Annotated in this window: 18 protein-coding genes and 1 tRNA gene; 13 read left to right on the plus strand and 6 right to left on the minus strand. The window is 67.3% G+C overall.

What is annotated here, in order from left to right; all coding sequences use genetic code 11:
- Positions 1-69: 69 nt before the first annotated feature.
- Both cyoE and RIA68_02905 read right to left on the minus strand, forming a co-directional pair.
- Entirely contained in the window at positions 70-969 is a 900-nt protein-coding gene (gene cyoE, locus RIA68_02900) for a heme o synthase (protein ID MEQ8316383.1), read from the minus strand.
- Positions 970-1139: 170 nt separating this feature from the next.
- Positions 1140-2354, minus strand: coding sequence for an endonuclease/exonuclease/phosphatase family protein (locus RIA68_02905; protein MEQ8316384.1), 1215 nt, complete (start codon positions 2352-2354; stop codon positions 1140-1142).
- A 362-nt stretch (positions 2355-2716) separates the two neighbouring features.
- On the opposite strand from RIA68_02905, the gene RIA68_02910 reads away from it, so the two are divergent.
- From RIA68_02910 to rplI, 8 genes are all read left to right on the plus strand, one after another.
- Positions 2717-2787: transfer RNA gene (locus RIA68_02910), tRNA-Gln, on the plus strand.
- Between the two features lie 52 nt (positions 2788-2839).
- Positions 2840-3640, plus strand: coding sequence for an NTP transferase domain-containing protein (locus RIA68_02915; protein MEQ8316385.1), 801 nt, complete (start codon positions 2840-2842; stop codon positions 3638-3640).
- Complete coding sequence (locus tag RIA68_02920; GenBank protein ID MEQ8316386.1) at positions 3637-4617, plus strand: ribose-phosphate pyrophosphokinase; 981 nt, start codon at positions 3637-3639, stop codon at positions 4615-4617. The genes RIA68_02915 and RIA68_02920 overlap by 4 nt, the downstream gene beginning before the upstream one ends.
- Before the next feature lie 45 nt (positions 4618-4662).
- The gene (locus tag RIA68_02925; GenBank protein MEQ8316387.1) at positions 4663-5325 is read left to right on the plus strand and encodes a 50S ribosomal protein L25; all 663 of its coding nucleotides are present in this window, start codon (positions 4663-4665) and stop codon (positions 5323-5325) included.
- Positions 5326-5351: 26 nt separating this feature from the next.
- The gene (pth, locus tag RIA68_02930; GenBank protein MEQ8316388.1) at positions 5352-6086 is read left to right on the plus strand and encodes an aminoacyl-tRNA hydrolase; all 735 of its coding nucleotides are present in this window, start codon (positions 5352-5354) and stop codon (positions 6084-6086) included.
- Between the two features lies 1 nt (position 6087).
- Complete coding sequence (gene rpsF, locus RIA68_02935; protein ID MEQ8316389.1) at positions 6088-6636, plus strand: 30S ribosomal protein S6; 549 nt, start codon at positions 6088-6090, stop codon at positions 6634-6636.
- 51 nt (positions 6637-6687) lie between these two features.
- A complete protein-coding gene (gene ssb / locus RIA68_02940) occupies positions 6688-7152 on the plus strand; it encodes a single-stranded DNA-binding protein (protein ID MEQ8316390.1) in 465 nt (154 codons plus the stop codon).
- Positions 7153-7274: 122 nt separating this feature from the next.
- Positions 7275-7865 (plus strand): 50S ribosomal protein L9, encoded by a 591-nt coding sequence (gene rplI / locus RIA68_02945; GenBank protein ID MEQ8316391.1) that lies wholly within the window; start codon positions 7275-7277, stop codon positions 7863-7865.
- A gap of 24 nt (positions 7866-7889) precedes the next feature.
- Here rplI and RIA68_02950 read toward each other — a convergent pair whose 3' ends face one another.
- From RIA68_02950 to RIA68_02965, 4 genes are read right to left on the minus strand one after another with little or no spacing between them, the layout of a single operon-like run.
- Positions 7890-8630 carry a hypothetical protein gene (locus RIA68_02950; protein MEQ8316392.1) on the minus strand — a complete coding sequence of 247 codons (741 nt, stop codon included), beginning with the start codon at positions 8628-8630 and terminating at the stop codon, positions 7890-7892.
- Between the two features lie 12 nt (positions 8631-8642).
- Complete coding sequence (locus RIA68_02955; GenBank protein ID MEQ8316393.1) at positions 8643-9422, minus strand: CoA transferase subunit A; 780 nt, start codon at positions 9420-9422, stop codon at positions 8643-8645.
- 58 nt (positions 9423-9480) lie between these two features.
- Positions 9481-10182, minus strand: a complete 702-nt coding sequence (locus RIA68_02960; protein MEQ8316394.1) for a DUF4328 domain-containing protein — start codon at positions 10180-10182, stop codon at positions 9481-9483.
- A 30-nt stretch (positions 10183-10212) separates the two neighbouring features.
- Positions 10213-12141: an ATP-dependent DNA helicase RecQ gene (locus RIA68_02965; GenBank protein MEQ8316395.1), complete on the minus strand. Its 1929-nt coding sequence runs from the start codon at positions 12139-12141 to the stop codon at positions 10213-10215.
- 188 nt (positions 12142-12329) lie between these two features.
- Here RIA68_02965 and rpmF point away from each other — a divergent pair, with 188 nt between their 5' ends.
- From rpmF to RIA68_02990, 5 genes are all read left to right on the plus strand, one after another.
- A complete protein-coding gene (rpmF, locus tag RIA68_02970; protein MEQ8316396.1) occupies positions 12330-12530 on the plus strand; it encodes a 50S ribosomal protein L32 in 201 nt (66 codons plus the stop codon).
- 66 nt (positions 12531-12596) lie between these two features.
- On the plus strand, positions 12597-13664 hold the full coding sequence (gene plsX / locus RIA68_02975) for a phosphate acyltransferase PlsX (protein MEQ8316397.1): 1068 nt from the start codon (positions 12597-12599) through the stop codon (positions 13662-13664).
- Entirely contained in the window at positions 13661-14725 is a 1065-nt protein-coding gene (locus RIA68_02980; GenBank protein MEQ8316398.1) for a beta-ketoacyl-ACP synthase III, read from the plus strand. The genes plsX and RIA68_02980 overlap by 4 nt, the downstream gene beginning before the upstream one ends.
- A 35-nt stretch (positions 14726-14760) precedes the next feature.
- Positions 14761-15714, plus strand: a complete 954-nt coding sequence (locus RIA68_02985; protein ID MEQ8316399.1) for an ACP S-malonyltransferase — start codon at positions 14761-14763, stop codon at positions 15712-15714.
- 143 nt (positions 15715-15857) lie between these two features.
- Positions 15858-17168 (plus strand): hypothetical protein, encoded by a 1311-nt coding sequence (locus RIA68_02990; GenBank protein MEQ8316400.1) that lies wholly within the window; start codon positions 15858-15860, stop codon positions 17166-17168.
- Positions 17169-17183: the final 15 nt, after the last annotated feature.

The following is a 17183-nucleotide window of genomic DNA, read 5'->3' on the forward strand; positions in this document are numbered from 1 at the left end:
TCGCCTCGCGCCGTCGTACGCGATGCTCCACCACGCCGCCTTCGACTCGTACGAGCCAATCGCCGCCGGCTACCACCCCAGCGCGGCCCCCAGGCCCGCATCAGCCACCCACGCGGCAAGCAGCACAGGCAGGTAGATCACCGAGCCGATAAGCACGCGGCGTGCGTCGGCCCGGGTGCGCGATCGCGCGACGCGGATCGTGAGGGCCAGGAACCACACGCCCGCGATGACGCCGACCGGAACGGCGATGTAGCCCGGCGTCACGTCCATCACGAGCGGCGGCAACACCGTCACCGGCAACAGGATGGCCGCCCACAGCACCATCATCGCCCACGTCCAGCGGCCACTCGCGTCGACGACGGGTAGCACGCGGTATCCACCCGCGGCGTAGTCGTCTCTATACATCCACGCGATCGACAGGAAGTGCGGGATCTGCCAGACGAACATGATCGTGAACAGCGCCCACGGGCCGAACTCGGCCAGCGATGCCCACGTGCCGCCCGCGCACGCCCAGCCGATGACCGGCGGCAAGGCCCCGGGCACCGCGCCGATCCACGTGCTGCTCCACAGGCCCGGCTTGCTCGGGGTGTACAGGAACAGGTAGCTCAGCACCGTACCGGCGATGAGCACCGCCGCCGGTAAACCGGCCAGGCCCCAGGCGAGCACGACCCCGAGGGCGCACAACTCGATGCCGAAGAACAGCACCGAGTTCGGCGTCGCTCGCTGCGTCGGTAGCGGCCGCGAACGGGTACGCGGCATCCGAGCGTCGCGCGATCGCTCCATCCACTGGTTCAGGGTGTTGGCACCCGCCGCGGCGAGGCCCGCCCCGAAGATTGCCGCGATGAACCCGGTAATGAGTTCAAGAGTCGCCGGCCGGTAGGCGAGGGCGCCGAGCCCGAACCCCAGTGCGCTCGTGATGGTGACCAGCCGCGTGATCCGAGGCTTGGTCGTCTCGTAGAGCGCAGCCATACTGAGTCCGCGCGCGGCCGCCGGTGAGACGGTAAGCGATGCGGCGTGTGGCTCAATGCGGGTCATTGGCAGCGAGGACTCCGGTCGTGACTCGGGCAAACCTTCTGCGGTACCGGAATCTTTGCGGTCTGGCCGCAAATTTTCTACTTTTTCAGGGGTTGCCGCATGGTTCACCATGCGGGTACCGAGAGTTCGATCCAAACCGGAAAGTGATCGCTCGGGAAGGTCCCGGAACCACGCCATCCCGACGGGGGCCGGGTCCAAATGCCCGTCCGGACGACCTGCATGTCCCTGCTGGGAAGCACGTAGTCCACCCGCAATCCGAAGCTGGACGTATCAGTCGGCTCGAGGCCCTCGACGGTTTCCTGATGACTCGGTGCATCCAACCGCTGGAGGCGAGGGTGTTTCAGGAGCCGGTTGATGGCCTTGTCCACGTCGTTGCCCTTCTCGGGGTCGGCGTTCAGGTCGCCCAGGATCACGAATAGCTCGCCACGCTGCAAGCCACCGCTCACGCCCCCGTCGTCGGCGATCCAGCCGCGATCGTCGAGGTAGTCGTCCCAGAACCTGATCTCGTCGTGGTTCCGCGCCATGTTGCGGCTCTCCGGACCATCGAAGGCCGGTGGCGTCGGGTGGCTGCACAGCAAGTGGACGACGGTGTCGTTGGGCAGCCGCACCGGCACGTCCCAGTGACTTTTAGAGCTGAGACGCATCGCCTCCCACTCAGCATCGTCGTACCAGGGCTCGCCGTCGGGCCCGATCGGCCGACGGGCGTCGGGCATCGCGCTCCAGGGCAGCAGCCGGAACGAGCGGATCTGGTCGTCGAGCACGTCGAGGCGGTGGTCGACGAGTAGGGCCATGGCGTACTGGCCCGGGTAAGTTCCAAAACCCCAGCTGTCGTTCCCGAAGCTCCGGCCGGCCTCGGTCTGCGGAGGCGCCTCTCCGAGCTCGTTCGAGCGTACGGGGCGCGGATACGCGGTCACGGCCTCATCGCTGTTGTCCAAGTCGAATCCGCTGGGCCGACCGGTGTTCGACGGCAGCATGACCGCCCGGTAGCGCAGGGGCTCGAGGCCCTCGCCCTGGCTGACCTCGAGGTAGTGCTCCACGAATCGGCGGGCATTGGAGCCTTCGGGCTCGTCGAGCGGGACCCCCGGCACGCCGTGCCAGTCGTAGGCGATCTCGTTGATCAGCACTACCGTCGGCCGCAGCCGCTGGAGCACCTCGGCCAGCGCTCTGACGCGGGGCTGATCGTTGATCATCAGGTCGCTGGTCGAGACGTCTTCGATGTTGAAGGTGGCCACGCGGATCTCGACGGGCTCGGCCTCCTCGGCGAGGGCCAGACAGGCCAGCGCAGCCACGATCGAGATGAGGAGGAGGAGACGATCCATGGTGGCCAAGGGTAGAGCCGGGCGTCCCCGGCGTCGGCCCGGGTGCTACCATCCCGCTCGCGAAGCGGCAGGACGGGAGCCGGCTGCGATGAGCCCGGAACGATCCGAACGATCGTCGGCGGCGAGGCGCAGGCAGGGGTTGCCGACGGGCGAAGGCCCGGACCGGTGATCCAGCTCTAAGAGCCAGCGTGCGAGCGGTCCGGGAGCGGCTTCGGCCTTCCCCTTCGCTCCGCATCGCCCCGTGCCACCGCCGCGTCGGGATGGTCCCGGCGTGTTGAAGGCATGGGTTCGTGCATCGAGCACGACTGGCAAGGAGATCCGCCGGCCGCGAGCGCACCGAGCAGCATTCACTGCCGAATCACTGCCCGATGGTGTAATGGTAGCACTTCAGTTTTTGGTACTGAAAGTCCAGGTTCGAATCCTGGTCGGGTAGTTTCCCGGTGCCTTCCTCGCCGCCGCTGCGATCTCCGCTTCCTGGGATCAGCGTGAGCGAAGCCGACGCACAACACCACGCAGGCCAGCCGTGCGCGATCATCCTCGCCGCAGGCAAGGGCACGCGCATGGGCAGCGACCTGCCCAAGGTGGTCCACCAGGTCGGTGGCCGCCCGATGGTTTCGATCGTGGCCGAGGCGTGCCACGCGGTTGGCTGCTCGCCGATCGTCGCGGTCGTGGGCCACGGGCGAGAGCACGTCGAGTCGGCGCTCCAGGGCGCGTCGGGTGATGTTCGATTTGCGCTCCAAGCCGAGCAACTCGGAACCGGGCATGCGGTCCTCGCGGCCGAGGGCGAGCTCTCGGGCGTGCCCCAGGATGCGGACGTGCTCGTGCTGTGCGGCGACGGCCCGCTGATCCGACGCGAGACCATCCGCACGCTGCTCGAGACGCACCGCGCCGCCAACGCGGCCGCGACGCTGGCGACCGCCGTCGTCGACGACCCTACCGGCTACGGCCGGATCGTCCGCGACGAAGAAGGCCGCTTCGCCCGAATCGTCGAGCAGAAGAACGCCTCCGACGACGAACTGGGCATCCGCGAGATCAACCCGAGCTACTACTGCTTCAAGCTCGGCCCGCTCATGGACGCGCTGCGGAACGTCGAGCGGAACCCGAAGACCGGCGAGTACTACCTGACCGACGTGCCCGCCCTGCTGCTGGCCGGCGGCGCGCGAGTCGAGGTGGTCGACGCCGTTCCTGCCGAAGACGTCTTGAGCATCAACACGCCAGTTCAGTTGGCCGAGGTCGATCGGATCTATCGCCAGCGGCACCAGGCCGCGGAAGGGACGCGTGCATGAAGATCGATCCCAACCAGCTCAAGGTCTTCAGCGGCCGCTACAGCAAGGACCTTGCCTCGCGGGTCTGCGCCCACCTCGACCTTCCGCTGGGCAAGGCGCGGACGATGGCCTTCCCCGACGACGAACTGCTCGTCAAGCTCGACGAGGATGTCCGCGGCCGCGACTGCTTCGTCATCCTGTCGACGTGCCACCCGGTCAACGACAACATGATGGAGTTGTTCATCTTCATCGACTGCCTGCGGCGGGCGTCGGCCAAGCGGATCACGCTCGTGATTCCATACTTCGGGTACGGCCGCCAGGACCGCAAGGACGAGGGCCGCGTGCCCATCACCGCCAAGCTGGTGGCAAACCTCATCACCGCCGCCGGGGCGGACCGGGTGCTGGCGATCGACCTGCACGCCGCGCAGATCCAGGGATTCTTCGACCTGCCGACCGATCACCTTTCGGCCACGCCGGTCTTCCTCGACTACTTCCGCGAGCATCGCGACCGCCTGGGCGACCTGTGCCTGGTGAGCCCGGACGTGGGCAACGTCAAGATGGCCGAGGCGATGCAGAACCTGCTCTCGGCCGACCTGGCGATCATCAACAAGAAGCGGATCAGCGGCAGCGAGGTGATCACCGACACGCTCATCGGCAACGTCAAGGGCAAGACGGTGCTGATGTTCGACGACATGATCTCGACCGCCGGCACCGTGTGCGAGGCGGCCCGGTTCGTCATGGACCAGGGCGCCAAGGACGTCTTGGTTGCCGCGACGCACCCCGTGCTGGTCGGGCCTGCTATCGACCGGCTGATCGAGAGCCCGATCAGCGAGGTCATCGTGACCAACACCATCCCGCTGAGCGATCGAGCCAAGCGGCTGGACGGCAAGCTCGTCGAGCTGTGCCTGGGCCCGCTGCTGGGCGACGCCATCCACAACATCCACCACGACCAATCCGTCAGTGCGCTGCTGCGCGACGCCGCCGGCGCCAAGCGATAACCAAGGAACGAAGGCGATGCGACGCATCGCACAGGAGAGCTTGCCATGCATGAAGACGCACCAACCCTGCCCGCCCGCAAGCGCGACCGATCGGGCTCGCGCTACTCGAAGCGACTGCGCGACCGCGGCGGCCTGCCGGCGGTCGTCTACGGCCACGGCCAGGATCCGCTCTCGGTCGAGTTCGACGCGCACGAGGCCAACATCCACTTCTCGAAGGGCGAGCGCGTGTTCGTGCTCCAGATGGAGGGGGCCGAGAACGAGTTCGTACTGCTCCAGGACCTGCAGTTCGACCACCTGGGCACCGAGATCATCCACGCCGACTTCCGCCGCGTCGACCTCTCCGAGCGCGTCGAGGTCACCGTGCCGCTCGAGTTCGTGGGCAAGGCCAAGGGCCTCAAGGCCGCCGGCGCCGTGCTGACCCACCCGGTCACCGAGCTCCAACTCGAGTGTGCGGTTACGAACCTGCCCGACGTGCTCGAGGTCGACATCAGCGACCTGGGCGTGGACGAGATGATCACCGCCGGCGAGATCCCCCTGCCCAAGGAGACCATGAAGCTGCTGACGCCGCCCGAGACGCGGGTCGTGAGCATCTTCATCAAGGCCGAGGTCGAAGAGACCAGCGAGGAGAGCGAGGTCGACGCCGCCGCTTCGCCCGAGGTCATCACCGAGAAGAAGGACGAGGGCGAGAAGGACAAGGACGGGGACTAATCCCTCTCGCATCCACGAACGCACGCATGAAGCTGATCGTCGGTCTTGGCAATCCGGGAAGCGAGTACGAGAACACGCGGCACAACGCCGGGTTCATGGTGCTCGACGAGCTCGCGCGGCGGCACGCCGGCGGCGCCGTGGCGCGTGGACGGTTCCACGCGGCCACGCTGGATTGCACCATCGGCGGCGAGAAGGTCATGCTTGCCAAGCCCACCACGTTCATGAACAAGAGCGGCCTGACCGTGGGCGAGGCCCTGCGGTTCTACAAGCTCGAGCCGGCCGACGACCTGCTCATCATCGTCGACGACGTGAACCTGCCCCTGGGCGGCATTCGCCTACGAGCACGCGGCGGCGATGGCGGGCACAACGGGCTGGCCGACGTCGCCCGGGCCGCCGGCGGCGATGCATACGCCCGCTTGCGCGTCGGCGTTGATAGCAAGCCGCAGGGCGGCAGCCAGGTGGGCTACGTCCTGGGCCGTTTCACGCAAGAGCAAAGCGACGCACTCAAGCCCGCGCTCACGAACGCAGCCGACGCGGCCGAGTGCTGGGTGAAGAGCGGCATCGTCGAGGCCATGAACCGGTTCAACACGCCCGACGAGAAGAAGGCCAAGGGCCGCAAGCCCAAGGTTACCGAAGCATCCAACGACACGAATCGTCCCGGGGACGCCTCGAGCGAGGGCCCCAGTGATCAACCCCATGGCCCGGGCGGCTACGCCCCGGCCGGTCACCAACCGCCGGACCAGCCGGCAAAGGACTCCTGACATGCCCCCAGAGCGCACGTACCACTACGAGGCCATGTTCCTGATCGGTCAGTCGACCGCGGCCGACCTCGGCTCGGTCATCACCCACATCGACGAACTGCTGGAGCGCTGCGGCGCGAAGCTGGTGGCGATGGCCAAGTGGGATGAGCGCCGCCTTGCCTTCGAGATCGAGAAGCAGAAGCGCGGCCTGTACATCCTGGCGTACTTCGAAGCGCCCGCCCAGAACATCGCCCAGCTCGACCGCGATACGCAGATGAGCGAGACCATCATGCGCGTGCTCGTCACCCGGGCCGACCACCTGACAATGGAGGAGATGAAGGCGGCCGACGACCGCGAGGCGCTGATGGGCGAGGCCAAGCTGCGGGCCGAGAAGGCCACCGAGGCCGAGGAAGAGAAGGACACCGGCGTGCGTATGGGCCGCCCGATCGAAGATACCCCGCTGGACCACACGGGCTCGAAGGACGAGGGCGGGAACGAAGGCGACGAGAGCAACAAGGGCGAGCAAGACGCCGCCGGCAACGACTCGTCGACCGAACCCGCCAACGCCTGACCCGTCTAGCCTCTCGCTGATCCATCAACGCTCGTCCCTTGGAGGACCGCCATGGCCGGCAGCTACAACCGCGTGTTGCTCATGGGCAACCTGACCCGAGACGTCGAGGTGCGCCACACGTCCCAGAACATGGCGATCGCCAAGATGGGGCTCGCGGTCAACCGCAAGTTCAAGACCCAGAGCGGCGAGAACCGCGAAGAGGTCACCTTCGTCGACTGCGACGCCTTCGGGCGGACGGCGGAGGTGATGGCCCAGTACCTGCGTAAGGGCAGCCCGGTGTTCATCGAGGGCCGCCTGAAGCTCGACCAGTGGCAGGACCAGCAGGGCAACAAGCGCAACAAGCTCTTCGTCGTCGTCGAGAGCTTCCAGTTCGTCGACAGCGGCCAGGGCGGCGGCGGAGGTGGAGGTGGATACTCCGGCGGGGGCGGCAATCAGGGCGGAGGGGGCAACTACGGCGGCGGAGGCGGAAGCTACGACAGCGACCCCGTCCCGCCGGATGACGACATCCCGTTCTAGGGCGAATCTGCCTATCGTTTCGGCCCCGCGGATCGACCCCGGGGTACACAACGCTGGGGCCGTCGGCGTCTCGCCGGGCTCCTTAACTCTCCGGCCCGATTCGGGCGGAAAGGACAGCGACCATGGCTCGTGATCTGAATCTCCTGCTTGTCGAAAACGTCGACAACCTCGGCATCGTCGGCGACGTCGTGAAGGTGAAGGCCGGCTACGCCCGGAACTTCCTGCTGCCGCGTGGCCTGGCGACCGAGCCCGACGACGAGCTGATCAAGCAGCTTGCCGACCGCCGGGCCGAGGCCGAGAAGGAAGTCGCCGCCCTCCGCTCCAAGCGCGAGGAGATGGCCGGCAAGCTCGATGGCCAGGAGATCACGATGATCCGGGCCTGCAACGACCAGGGCGTGCTCTACGGCGCCGTGACGCAACAGGACATCGCCACCGCGCTGCAGTCGCTGGGCTTCGAGGTCAAGCCCCGCGAGGTGCGCCTGCCCTACGCGATGAAGCGCATCGACAACTACGAGGTGCTGCTGAAGTTCGCCGCCGATCTCGAGAGCCACATCCGCGTGTTCGTCGAGCCCGATCGCACGATCGACGAGGACGAGCGCGAGGAGATGGAGTTTGACAACGAGGGCAACCTCATCGAGCCGGGCAGCAAGAAGAGCGAGAAGGCCGAGCAGCCCGCCGCTGCCGAGCAACCCGCGACCGACGCGGGCCAGTAAGCGTCGCGTCCCAACAACGAATCGCTAGCTGAAGCTGCGTGGCGAGTGCATCATCTCGCCACGCAGTCTCTTCATGTGCTTGTTTCGCACGGGGTAGCGCTGCTCGATCGTTCGGCCGAACTTCGTCGTGATGCCGACGAGGTAGCGAATCGGGTAGACCAGGATCTTGAGCGGCTTGCCCTTGATCTCGCCGACCTGTTGTTCGGCCAGCTCGATGGCGACGTTGAGCAGTGGTCGCCGGATGGTGAGCGGCTCGCAGTAGCCCTCTCGCTGCATGTAGCCGACGGCGTGCTCGTGCCGCCGCTCGAGCTCGGCCAGCGAATCGGTGCGGAAGACCTCGGCAAACATTCCCAAGGCCGGAAATCCGTTGGCGAGATCGCCGTTGTTCGAGGTGATGACGAAGACGCGCTCGCCCGTGGCTCGCGCGCGAAGAGCGGTGGTGAAGTTCACGCGGGGCGTGCCATGCTCCCGCTCCGTTGCCGAGAGGTAGCAGTGGTCGGGCGAGATCTCCCACGTCGCTTCGCGGACTTCGAGGCCCTGAGTCTTGGCCTGGATCGCGATTTCGAAGGGCAAGCCCCTGGCGTCGGCATACTCCGAGATCGAGGGCAGCTTCTCGACGAGGTCTGCCGTTCCGTCTTCGTCGAGCTGCGAGATCGCGCTCGCCGGGTCGAGGCGCGAGACCTTGAGGATCATCCAGACCATGAACGCGTAGACCAGCACCAGCAGGCCGCCGACGATGCCCAGGATCCAGATCAGCACGGTCATGGATGGCCGGCCTTAGCCTTCTCGGGTCGTCCGCTGCTCGATGCGCTTCTCGCTCTTGCTCAGGATGAACCGATCGACGAAGCTGCCCGGCGTGTGGATCTGGTCGGCATCGAGTTCACCCAGTCCGACGATGTTGTCGACCTCGGCGATGGTATAGGCCGCGGCGGTGGCCATCATGGGATTGAAGTTGCGGGCGGTCTTGTTGTAGACAAGGTTGCCGAAGGGATCCGCCGTCTCGGCCTTGACGAGGGCGAGGTCCGCATAGATACCCGTTTCGAGCACGAACTCGCGCTCCTGGAACACGTCGCGGTTGAGACGCGCCTGGGCGGGCGTGGGCATGAACGTGCGCGTCTCCTTGCCCTCGGCGATCTGCGTGCCCGCGCCCGTGGCGGTGAAGAACGCCGGGATGCCGGCGCCGCCCGCGCGGATGCGCTCGGCCAGCGTGCCCTGCGGGTTGAACTCGACCTCGAGCTCGCCCGAGAGGAATTGCTTGGCGAAGGTGTCGTTCTCGCCCACGTAGCTGGAAACCATCTTCTTGATCTGGCGAGTCTGCAGTAGCAGGCCCAGGCCCCAGTCGTCGACGCCGGCGTTGTTGCTGACGCAGGTCAGGTCCTTCACGCCCGTATCACGCAGCGCGATGATGAGCTGCTCGGGAATGCCGCAGAGCCCGAAGCCGCCCACGTGGATGGTGCATCCGTCGTAGAGGACGCCCTTGTCCTTGAGGTCCTTCAGGGCGTCGGCCGCGGTGGGCACCTGCTTGCTCGTGACGGCGGATTGGTCGGCTTGGGACATTGCGGCGGGTCTCCGGATGCGGCGTGCTCCACATGCAGAATAGGCGAACCGGCCTGGGTCAAGGCGTCGGCGGTGCGAGCTGAGCTCTTGCCTGCCAGGATTCGACTTGCAGGCGGTCGATCCGTCGGATCATCAGGATCGCGAACATCCCGGCACCCAGCAGGATCACCGAAGCCGCGACATCGAGCGTGACTCCGACGGTCACGGAAGTACTCATTTCCTGTGGAAATCGCCTGGTGAGGACGTTTGAAGCACCCTGGACGATCGTTTGCGAGAACCACGCGATCCACCAGAGCGTGACGACGACACCGGGCGTGTTGCCCTTCCAGGCCTCGCGATCGACGTAGCCAGTCGCCTGGCTCGCGCGGTCGATCTCGCGAAACACCCCATAGGGGACGACAAGATTCGCCAGGGGGATGAAGAACCAACCAACGGCCCATGCCGGGCTGTATCGCAGCCCGTCTGCACCCAGTGCCCGAACATTGGCGGCGACTCGATGCGTCCAAATGCAAAGGAAGACGATCAGTGGAATCGTCACGAGAAAGAATTGCGCGAGTACGGTCAATGCCGCGATGACGAGGCCGTTCTCGGCTCGATCGACGTCCCGCTCCACTGCCGACCGAAGCATCACGAGTTCGCCCGCCAGGATGCCGACCTGGAAGGTCATGCTCAGCACCAGGAGAACAATGGTCGCGACGGCGACTCCACCGCCCGGCTTGAATACGTACTTTGTAGGTGATGGCAGATTCGTGGAGCTCATATCGGGTATCGTACTCGAGGTGATTCGTCGTCACGTATCTTCATTCAACGCTTCGAGGAACTGCCGCCCGAACGCGTCGAGTTTGGCCTGGCCCACGCCCTTGATCGAGAGCATTTCGCGTTCGGTCGAGGGCTTCTGCCTTGCCATCTCGCGCAGCGTGCCGTCGTTGAAGACCATGTAGGGCGGGATGGAGTCCTCGCGGGCGATCTCCAGCCGTACGGCCCGCAGTCGCTCGAAGAGGGCCTTCTCGTCGGCGTCGAGGATGACGACCTCGGCGGCCTTGCTTGCGCGGCGGCCGCGCTCCTTGCGCAGCGAGCCCGAGCCCATCGGCTTGGCGAGCGTGACGGGCATGTCTGCCTTCATGACGGCATTGCCGTGCTCGCCGAAGCGGATGGTCTCGATCATGCCGCCGGCCTCGGTGGGCGAGGCGTGCCGCTGGAGCGCGCCAACGGCGATGAGTTGCTCAATGAACATTTGGACCTCGCCCTTGGCGTGGCCACGCAGCATGCCGTAGACGCCGAGCTGGTCGTGGGCGTTGCTCTTGATCTTCTCGGTGCTCGCGCCGCGGAGGACGTCGACGAGGTGGCTGGCCCCCCATCGCTGCTCGAGGCGGGCGACGGCGCTCATGATGATCTGTGCGACGCGGGCCGAGTCTTGCTCGATCTCGGTCTCACCCAGGCACACGTCGCACGCGCCGCAGTTGTGGCGGCCGGGTGGTGGCTCGTAGTCCTGCCCGAAGTGCTCGCTCAGGGCCTTGTGGCGGCACTCCATGAGCGCGACGAAGCGCTGGGCCTCGCGGATGAGCTCGAGCTGGGCACGCGTCGACTCGCCGAGCGGCTGGCCGAACCGCTGCTCGCCCATGATGAGCCTCGTCCAGCGGCCGGCGTCGCCTGGGCCGTAGAGCAGCAGGCACTCGGCGGGCTCGCCGTCGCGGCCGGCCCGACCCGCCTCCTGCTGGTAGGCCTCGACGCTCTTGGGGCACGCGGCGTGGACGACGAGTCGGACGTTGCTGCGGTCGATGCCCATGCCGAAGGCGACGGTGGCGCAGACGACGTCGAGCGCTTCGTTCGTGAACGCCGCCTCGATGTTGTCGCGCTGAATTGGCTTCAGGCCCGCGTGGTAGGCCTGGGCGTCCAGCCCCATGCCACGCAGGCCGTCGGCGAAGTCCTCGGTCTCCTTGCGGCTGATGCAGTAGACGATCGCCCCGCCCTCGCCGGCGGCCTTGTGCTTCTTGATGGCCTCGGCGGCCTGCTCGATGGCCCGAGCGCCGGGCTGGCGCGCGCGTACGCGGTAGGTCAGGTTCGGGCGATCGAACACGCCCACGAGCACCTCCGGCTCGCGCAGACCGAGCTGGCCGATGATGTCCTCGCGAACGCGCGGCGTGGCGGTCGCGGTGTAGGCCTGCATCGGCACGCCGGGTACGACCTCGCGCAGCTCGGCCAGGCGGCGGTACTCGGGGCGGAAGTCGTGGCCCCACTGGCTGATGCAATGGGCCTCGTCGATGGCGATGGCGCCCAGGCGATCGGCATCGGCCAGGCGCGCCAGGAACGTGCGGAAGCCGGTCGTCACCATGCGTTCGGGCGCTGCCAGCAGAAGGTCGATCTCGCCGGCGACGACCTGGTGTTCGATCCGCTGGGCGTCCTCGTACTCAACGGCCGAGTGCAGGGCCGCGGCCCGGTAGCCGTTGAGCTCGAGCCCCCTGACCTGATCTCGCATCAGGGCGATCAGCGGGCTGACGACGACAGTGGCCTTGCCGCTCACCAGCGGCGGGAGCTGATAGCACAGGCTCTTGCCCCCGCCGGTAGGCAGGACGACCAGGGCATCCCGAGCATCGAGCGTGGCCCGAATCGCCGCCGCCTGCATGGGGCGGAGGGCATCGAAGCCCCAGACTCGTTGGAGCGCCCGCATGGCGTCCTGGGGCAGGTCGGGGGTGGTGGCTGTACAGGTTCCGTCAGGCACGCCGGGAGGCTATGCTTGCTGCCCCTCGCGGGGCGGGTGCGTTGACGAGACCCGGCTTGGCGCTTATCGTGAGGGTCTGGATTCGCATCTGGATGCGGGGCGAGCCGTACGCTCGCTGTCAGGTGCGAGACACGTGATCTCGGGACGGCGGCCGGGGCCGCAGCGTTCCTTCGAAAGGGTGAATTGACATGCTTCCTACGCATCGCCAGTCGCACGGTCGGACGCGTCGCCGCCGGGCCCACGACTCGCTGAAGGGCCTGACGGTCACCCTGTGCCCGGTCACGAGCATGCCCAAGAACCACCATCGCGCCTGCCGCCAGTCGGGGTACTACCGCCCCGGCCTGACGATCGTCGTTCCCAAGCTCGGGATCGGCGTCGAGCGTGACTGAGCGCCCGCTCATCCCCAGCAGCAACGAATTCGCTCGGTGCCTGCCTCTTGACCGAGGGGATGCCTGATGCGCCTTGCCGTCGACGTCATGGGGGGCGACCACGCGCCCGACGCGATCCTGGCTGGCTGCTTTCGCGCGCTCGATCCGGCGAGCGGCGCGATTCCCGAGGGCGGCCGGCTCGTCTTGGTGGGTGATGAGTCCGCCATCCTCGACGTTGCCCGCGAGCAGGGCGTCGATCCCTCGACCTTCGACCTCGTCCCGACCACCGAAGTCATCGCGATGGGCGAGAGCCCGGCCAAGGCCGTGCGCTCAAAGGCCGATTCGTCCATCGTTCGCTCGGCCCGGATGGGCTCGCACAAGTCGGCGGGCTCGCCCGAGTTCGTCGATGCCATCCTGAGCGCGGGCAACACGGGTGCGTGCGTGTCGGCGGCGATCATGCACCTTAAGCGGCTGCCGGGCGTGCATCGTCCGGGCATCGCCGTGACGATCCCGGGCTTCAACGGCCCGGTCGTGATGTGCGACGCGGGCGCGAACCCCGAGCCCCAGCCGACGCACCTGTGGCAGTACGGCGTGATGGCCGAGGCCTACGCGCGCACGGTGCTGCACATCGATCAGCCGCGCGTCGCCGTGATGAACATCGGTGCCGAGGAAGGCAAGGGCACCGACCTGATCCAGCGCAGCCGCGATCTCATCGCCGCGACGCCCGGCATCAACTTCACGGGCTTCATCGAGGGCCGCGAGTTCTTCGACGGCGGGGCCGACGTCGTGGTGACCGATGGCTTCGTGGGCAACGCCGTCCTGAAGATGGCCGAGGGCCTGGCTCGCAGCCTGTTTGGCGCTATCGCCCAGGCAATCTTCGCCGAGGATCCGGAGCTCGCGCTGCGGCTCGAGCCAGCAATCAAGGCGCTGTACAGCAAGAGCGACTACGAGGAGCTCGGCGGCGCTCCGCTGCTGGGTGTCAACGGCACGTACATCATCGCCCACGGCTCGAGCAAGGCCAAGACGATCAGCGCCAGCATCCGCAACGGGTTCGAGTACCTGCGGCTGGGCCTCAACGACGTGCTGCAGAACCGGATCTCGGAGGTCGAGGCCGCCATCGACGCCGACGTGCTGAGAGAGTCTGTCCGGGCATGAGCGAAGAGCACACAATCAACCGCGTCGATAAGGACTCGGTCCACGCCGCGGGCGGAACGCGGGTTGGCGCGACGATCCTTGGGTCGGGCATGGCCCTTCCCAAGACGGTGCTGACCAACGCCGATCTCGAACGACTGATGGACACCAGCGACGACTGGATCCGCCAGCGTACGGGCATCACCCAGCGGCGAATCGCCAAACGCGAACTTGGCGAGACGACGGCGTCGCTCGGCACTCGCGCTCTCCAGGCCGCGCTCGATGACGCCGGATTGCACGCGACCGACCTCGACCAGATCGTGGTCGCGACGCTGACGGCCGACATGCCCACGCCCTCGGCGGCGTGCCAGATCGCCTCGAGCATCGGGGCCGGCAACATCGCCGCCTTCGACCTCAACGCGGCTTGCTCGGGGTTTGTGTTCGCGCTCAACACCGTCGACGCGCTCATCCGGTCGGGCAACGCGAAGACCGTCGGCGTCGTCGGGGCCGACATCATCACGCGGCACGTCGACTACTCGAACCGCGGCCGCGGCACGAGCATCCTGTTTGGTGATGGCGCGGGCGCCTTCGTCATCTCGGGCAGCGACGATCCGAACACCGGCGTGCTCGCACGGGCCATGCATACGGACGGTGGCCGCTGGGTCGACCTGTTCATCCCTCGCGCCGACGAGGACTATCCGAGCGACTTCGACCTCGACGGCGATGGCGTTGACTTGAACTGCCTGCACATGAACGGCCGGGCGGTGTTCAAGTTCGCCGTGAGCACGTTTAGCGATCTCATCCAAGAAACGCTCGACAAGGTCGGCCTGCGTCCCGAGGACGTGGACCACTACGTGTGCCACCAGTCGAACAAGCGAATCCTCGACGCGGCCCGCGAGCGCTTCGGCCTGCCCGAAGAGAAGCTGCACATCAACATCGACCGCTACGGCAACACCGTGGCCGCGTCGGTCGCCCTGTGCTTCACCGAGCTCAAGGCCGCGGGCCGCATCAAGCCCGGACAGCTCGTCATGTTCCTGGGCTTCGGCGCAGGGCTGACGTGGGGCAGCAGCCTCTGGCGGCTCTGAACATCCTTCCCTCGACTTGAATTGGAGCCTTGCCCATGAGCGAGAGCGTGATCGTCCTTTGTCCCGGCCAGGGCTCGCAAGCCGTCGGCATGGGCCGGGCATGGGCCGACGCGAGCGATGCAGCGCGAAAGACCATCGAGGCGGCCGACGCCATCCTGGCCGGCCAGCTCGGAGCGCCGCTGAGCGCACTGTGCTTCGATGGCCCGGCCGAGACGCTCAACCGCACCGACGTCAGCCAGCCGGCGATCTACATATGCTCGATCGCCGCGTGGCGGGGCATGGCCGAGCTCGGCGGCGAACCCCTTGATCTCAAGGCGACCGCCGGACTCAGCCTGGGCGAGTACACGGCGCTGCACCTGGCCGGCGTGCTCGGGTTCGAGGAAGGCCTGCGCCTCGTGACGCTGCGTGGCCGTGCGATGCAGGACGCCGCCGAGGCAACGCCCGGCGGCATGCTTGCGCTGATCGGCTGTGACGAGGAGCAGGCCAACGACGTGTGCCAGAAGGCACGCGAGGATGGCGTCCTCGTGTGCGCCAACTTCAACGCGCCGGGCCAAGTCGTGCTCAGCGGCGATGCGGACGCGATCGAACGAGCCCAAGGTGCCGCCAAAGACGCCGGCTTGCGTGCCACGCCGCTGCCCGTCGCCGGAGCGTTCCACTCGCCGCTCATGGAGCCCGCGGCCGATCGCCTTGCCGAAGCGCTTGCAGGGGCGCCGATCAACGCCGAGGTGCTCGCGGCGTGCCCGGTGTATTCCAACGTCACCGCCAAGCCCCACGAGCACGATGCCGACAGCATCCGCCGCAGGCTGGCCGAGCAGCTGACCCACCCGGTGCGGTGGGCCCAGGGCTGCCAGAACCTCTTGGCTGATCTGGCGGCCGGTGGGCAGGGCGGAGGCACTTCATGGCACGAGCTGGCGCCGGGCAAGAGCCTGGCGGGCATGATGAAGCGCATCGATCGCTCGGTGTCGGTGGCCATCCACGACGCACCCTGACGACCGCCGGACAGGCCGTAACGTGGGCGCAGGCAACGCCCTAGGCTGCGGTATCGAGGGCGAACCTCTCCGGGTAGACGGGCGAATGTCTCAACGAGCCCGGACTCGTCCTGACGATGAGAATCACGCAGACGGAGTGACCCATGACCAGCCGGAAGACCCGATCGATCGCGCGACAGGCCCTGAAGGTGTCGCTGCTTGCCATCCCCGTGGTGCTGACGGCGTGCAAGGAGCCGCCTCCCCCTCCACCGCCGCCTCCTCCGCCCCCCCCGCCGCCGCCGCCCGCCCGCGTCGACGTGCAGGAGGTCATGGCGAAGATGGACGGCCTCGACGCCCGGGTACAGGCCGCCAGCGGGCTCAGCGTACTCGAAGAGGACGAGCCGATGGTGCGTGCGGCGATCCGGTTCGCCGATGCGTTTGCCAAGGGCGACGACTTCGCGCTCGAGGGCATGCTGACCGGCGACGCTCGGACCGTACTCGACGACCTGCGCTTCGGCGGTCAGTGGTACGACGCGATGGAGACGATCGAGCAGGTGCGCATCGTGTACCTGACGGCCGACGCGCCGGCCGAGGGCATCGAGCTGGCCTCGGCCGCGTCGTTGGGGGCCATGGGGGCGATGAGCGCTGCAGGCTCGTTTGATGCGCGGTCCATGGACTCGCTGGCCCAGGACATGGGCCAGCAGATGATGGACGCCATGCCGCCCGAGATGATGGAAGCGTTCGGCGAGATGATGATGGCCATGCAGGCGTACGGCGACGATCAGAGCCGGATGGACGCCGACTTCACGGCCGCCATTACCGCCGTCCTCGAAGACGATCCGCAGCTCGCGGCGGACCTCGGCCGCGCCATGGGCATGGAGGGCGAGATCGATCCCGCCACGGTGCTCCAGCAGATGGAAGCAATGGACGGGGGCCAGAACCAGGAGATGGACGAAGAGGCCCTCGCCGCCATGAACCGTCTCTTCGAAGCGCTCCAGAACTCGGACGATTCGCCCGAGCCCATCAAGCAGATCGCGTCGGGCGCCCAGAAGATGTTCGCGGCCATGCAGGACATGGGTCCCACCGGCCTCGCGGCTTCGAGCAGTTCCGCAGGCTCGAGTGGCTCGTTCGACTCTGGCTCCGACACGCCCGGCGCCGTCGCGCTAGCCATCCAGACGCCCGGGCAGGCATACGTCCTGGGCTGGTCCGTGACGCCCGTGGGTGGCGAGTACCTGTTTGGCGGTGCCCCGACGAACTCGCCGGACGTGGCCCGCGCCTCGGAGTACGACGGCGTCGTGAGTCCGGCGAGCTTTGCGATCGACTTCTCGGCCCTCGGCCGTTCGGACGACATCAGCCGGGCGGCGCTGCCCGTGTTCGAAGACGAGCCCGAGCCCGAGGAAGAGGAAGAAGAGAAGCCCAAGGACACCGTGCGTCGCACGCCCCGCGGGCCGATCACGATTCCTGGTGGTGGCTAAGAAGCCGGCCCCGGC

Source organism: Phycisphaerales bacterium, assembly GCA_040217175.1.
Taxonomy (GTDB): domain Bacteria; phylum Planctomycetota; class Phycisphaerae; order Phycisphaerales; family UBA1924; genus JAHCJI01.